General features: G+C 65.0%; 4 protein-coding genes. 1 reads left to right on the top strand and 3 read right to left on the bottom strand.

Translation table 11 applies throughout. From position 1 onward, the window contains the following. The coding region (locus QOH60_RS24390; protein ID WP_526424457.1) for a methyltransferase domain-containing protein at positions 1-572 on the bottom strand (572 nt) is incomplete at its 3' end. Between the two features lie 125 nt (positions 573-697). On the opposite strand from QOH60_RS24390, the gene QOH60_RS24395 reads away from it, so the two are divergent. Continuing rightward, complete coding sequence (locus QOH60_RS24395; RefSeq protein WP_526424458.1) at positions 698-1,372, top strand: winged helix-turn-helix transcriptional regulator; 675 nt, start codon at positions 698-700, stop codon at positions 1,370-1,372. 1 nt (position 1,373) lies between these two features. On the opposite strand, the gene QOH60_RS24400 is transcribed toward QOH60_RS24395, so the two are convergent. Both QOH60_RS24400 and QOH60_RS24405 read right to left on the bottom strand, forming a co-directional pair. Then, positions 1,374-2,732: a neutral zinc metallopeptidase gene (locus tag QOH60_RS24400; protein WP_526424459.1), complete on the bottom strand. Its 1,359-nt coding sequence runs from the start codon at positions 2,730-2,732 to the stop codon at positions 1,374-1,376. Positions 2,733-2,805: 73 nt separating this feature from the next. Continuing rightward, positions 2,806-3,875, bottom strand: a 1,070-nt coding sequence (locus QOH60_RS24405) for a thiamine pyrophosphate-binding protein (protein WP_526424460.1), incomplete at its 5' end; no start/stop codon positions are given.

The following is a 3,875-nucleotide window of genomic DNA, read 5'->3' on the forward strand; positions in this document are numbered from 1 at the left end:
AGCGCGCGGACGTGATCCTCTTGACCCCACAGCGGAGGTGGCTGCGCGCCGGGCGGGGGCGCGGGGGCATACGGCTTCATCGCGGCCCACAGCTTGCCGATATGACCTTCGGGCGTCCAGCTGATCAAACCGATCCTGCCGCCCGGTTTGCACACCCGAACCAACTCGTCGGCGGCGAGCTGATGGAACGGTGCGAACATCACGCCGATACACGACATCACCACATCGAATTCGTTGTCCCCGAAAGGCAGTTCATGGGCGTTGGCCTCGCGCCATTCGAGGTCGACGCCGCGCTCGGCGGCAAGCGCGCGACCGTCCTCCAACAACTCCGGGCACAGATCGCTGGCGACGACGCTGGCTCCGGTCTCTGCGGCGGGAATCGCCGCGTTTCCGGTCCCGGCGGCGACGTCCAGCGCTCGATCGCCCGACGCTATGGCGGTGGCTTGCACCAGCACGGGGCCCAGAGGTGTGACGAGACCGGCAGCGAGTTTCGCGTAGTCGCCGGATGCCCACATCGCTCGGTGTTTGGCCGCCACCTGGCTGTGGTCGACGGCTGTCGTCGGATTGCTCATAGTCGATGTCCTCCTCTGTCGGTGCAAACATCGTCTCGTCGCCGATACCGCGGATCTAGTTACAGATCTGTACTGGCACTGGTTCCATATCTGTACTGCCCACTCAACGCTCGGAGGTGCGCAAAATGTCCGGATATGGCCAATTCTGTCCGGTGGCCAAGGCCATGGAGCTACTCGACGAGCGCTGGACCCTGCTCGTCGTGCGCGAACTGCTGGCGGGCAGCAGCCACTTCAACGACCTGCGGCGCGGCGTGCCGAAGATGTCGCCTGCGTTGTTGTCGAAGCGGCTGAAGTCGCTGATACGCGCCGGGGTCGTCGAACGCACCGACATCGACGGCCGCACCACGTACTCGCTCACCGAGTGCGGGAAGGAGCTCGCCGACGTCGTCGACTCGCTCGGCGCATGGGGTGTGCGCTGGATCGGCGAACTCGGCGAGGAGGACCTCGACCCGCATCTGTTGATGTGGGACATGCGCCGGACCATCCCGATCGACGCGTGGCCGCGGGCGCGCACGACGTTGGCGTTCCACCTCGACGGGGTGGCGCCGAAGGCGTCGCGATGGTGGCTGGTGGTGGCCAGCGGCGAGGCCGACGTGTGCGATTTCGATCCCGGCTGCGAGGTGGCGGGCACCGTCGAAACCAGCCTGCGCACGCTCACCCGCATCTGGCGGGGAGACGTCGACTGGGCACACGCGCAACTCGACGGCAGTGTGAAGGTGTCCGGCCCCGCCGACGTGCGCCGAGCCATCCCCGAATGGGTTGGTCAGGCGACGTTGGCCGCCGTTCCGCGCCCGGCGTGAGCTACTTGTCCTCGTACTTCAGACAGGACTCCGCGCCGTTGATGACGCCCTCGCGGAACGCCTTAATCCGGGCCCAGCCCGCGCCTTGGCGCTCAACGTCGCCCTCGCCGCGGAACACCAGCAGCGCCTTGATCCCCTCGTCGAGGTCTCCCGGCGAGATGTGATAGGTGCTGGTGTCCGGGCGGTTGTAGAGGATGACGCTGGCCGTGTAGCCGCCGGCAAAGCAGTCGCCGCGGAGCGTGGACGTCTTCTCGTCGGAGTCGTCGCCCAGCCGGGTCAGCGCCGCCAGCCCGAACTGGGTTGCCAGCAGCGTCGCAACCGCGTAGTCACCACCCTGGTCGTAGACCCGCGGCATTCCCTTGACGTTGTCCCAACCCACGTAATCGTCTGGCACGCAATAGAACAACACGTAGCCTGTCGTCGGCTGCCCGCCACACGCCGGCGGGCTGTCTGGAGCGAATGGCTCAAGACCGTGGACGGGCTGCCACGCCTTCCCGTCGGCGATCTCGGGGTAGACGTGCGTCCAGTAGTCCTCGAGGTCATACGGCACGCCGTTGACGATCGAGTCGTAAGGCGAATCACCGCCCTGCTCGGCATCCTGTTCGTCGTTGAACGGCAGCTCGAGCACCATCGGCTCGTCGTCGCGGTAGTCCTTGCACTTTTCCGGACCGTTGTCGAAGCCGTCCTGGAATGCACTGACGCGGTCGAAGCCACTGCCATGCGCGTTGGGGTCGATATTGCTGGTGCCGGGTGTGTCGCGCAGATCCAGGATGCCTGCCAGGGCGGCGTCCTGGTCGGCGGCGGTAACGTCGAAAATCTTGTCGTCCTTGGCGTGCTTGGCCCATCCGCCGGCGAAGCAGTCCGCCTGCAGCTCCTTGGTGACCGTGCGCGCGGTGAAGTTCGAACGGCCCTGGATGGCGTGGCCCCATTCATGGGCCAACACGACGGGGATAACGAAGTCTCCGTACTTCTTCTGCAAAGTGGGAAGCAGGCCCTCGGCGTCCCATGCAACGACATCCTTCTTCGCGCAGTAGAACGCGTTGCCCGAGATGTCGTCTGCAGAAGCTGCGCACGGCGGCAAGTCACCCGACGATGGAAGGACAGCGTAGAACCCGCCCTTGACCGGTTCGTAATCCTTCTCGTAGAGCTTCGGGAACTCATCACCCCAGTACTTCTGCAAGTCGGCGATGGCCTGCATGGCAAGTTTGTTCACCGCCTCGGAGGGGTCGCCGTGGATCTCGATGCTGCTGGTATCCGGCGGACCCGACTTGGCGACCTTGTTCGGGACCTGCGGGTTGGGGCCCCCACAGGCCGCAAGTAGCAAAACGACAGCAAGAACGGACCAAACTCTCATGCGCATGGGCAAACATTAGCGGCGAAGATCAAAAATGGCGCGCAATGCGCCGAAGGCGGCAACGACGGACTGTTGGCTATTAATCGAGAATTCGCCGCGCGACGTTGGTGGTGATCAGGTCGAGAAGCTCGTCACCACGTCCCGCCAAGATGGTCCGGATCGCGTACAGCGAGAAGCCCTTAGCCTGTTCGACGGTGATCGCCGGCGGTATCGACAGCTCCTGGCGTGCGGTCACCACGTCGACGATGGCCGGTCCGTCATAGGCGAACGCGTCGGCCAGTGCCTGCTGCAGGTCGGACGGCCGCTCGACGCGGCGGCCGAAGATCCCCATCGCGGTAGCGACGTCCGCAAAGTTCGGGTTCACCAGGTCGGTGCCAAAGTTGACGATCCCCGCGGCCTTCATCTCCAGCTCGACGAAGTTCAGCGAAGAGTTGTTGAACACGATCACCTTGACCGGCAACCGGCTCTGGATCAGTGTGATCAGCTCGCCGAACATCATCGTGAGGCCGCCGTCGCCGGCCAGCGCGACCACCTGCCGGTCGCGAAACGCGGTCTGCGCGCCGATCGCGAGTGGCAGCGCACATGCCATGGTGCCGTGGTTGAACGAGCCGACGAGTCGCCTGCGGCCGTTCATCTTCAGGTAGCGCGCCGCCCACACCACCGGTGAGCCGACGTCGACGGTAAAGACGGCATCATCGGCCGCCAGCTGATCGGCAAGTCCCGCAACGTATTCCGGCCGGATCGGGCTTCGGTCGCTGTCGTTGACGGCCAGCTCGTCCAGCGTCTTGCGGGTCTTGCGGTAGTGGCGCAGCGATCGGTCGAGATGGTCGCGTTGACTCTTCTCACGCAGCAGCGGCTGCAGGGCGGCCAGGGTGTCTTTCACGGTGCCGACGAGTCCGAGATCGATCGGGGTGCGACGGCCGAGGTTGCGGCCGCGGATGTCGACCTGAATGACCTTGGCGTTTTCGGGATAGAACTGCTGATAGGGGAAGTCGGTGCCAAGCATCAGCAGCGCGTCGGCCTCTTTGATCGCCTTGTAGCCGGAGGCGAAGCCCAGAAGGCCGGTCATGCCGACGTCGAACGGGTTGTCGTATTCGATGAACTCCTTGCCACGCAGCGCGTGCACGATCGGCGCGCCCAGCGTTGCGG

The sequence above is a fragment of the Mycobacterium sp. genome (genome assembly GCF_032159765.1).
Taxonomy (GTDB): domain Bacteria; phylum Actinomycetota; class Actinomycetes; order Mycobacteriales; family Mycobacteriaceae; genus Mycobacterium.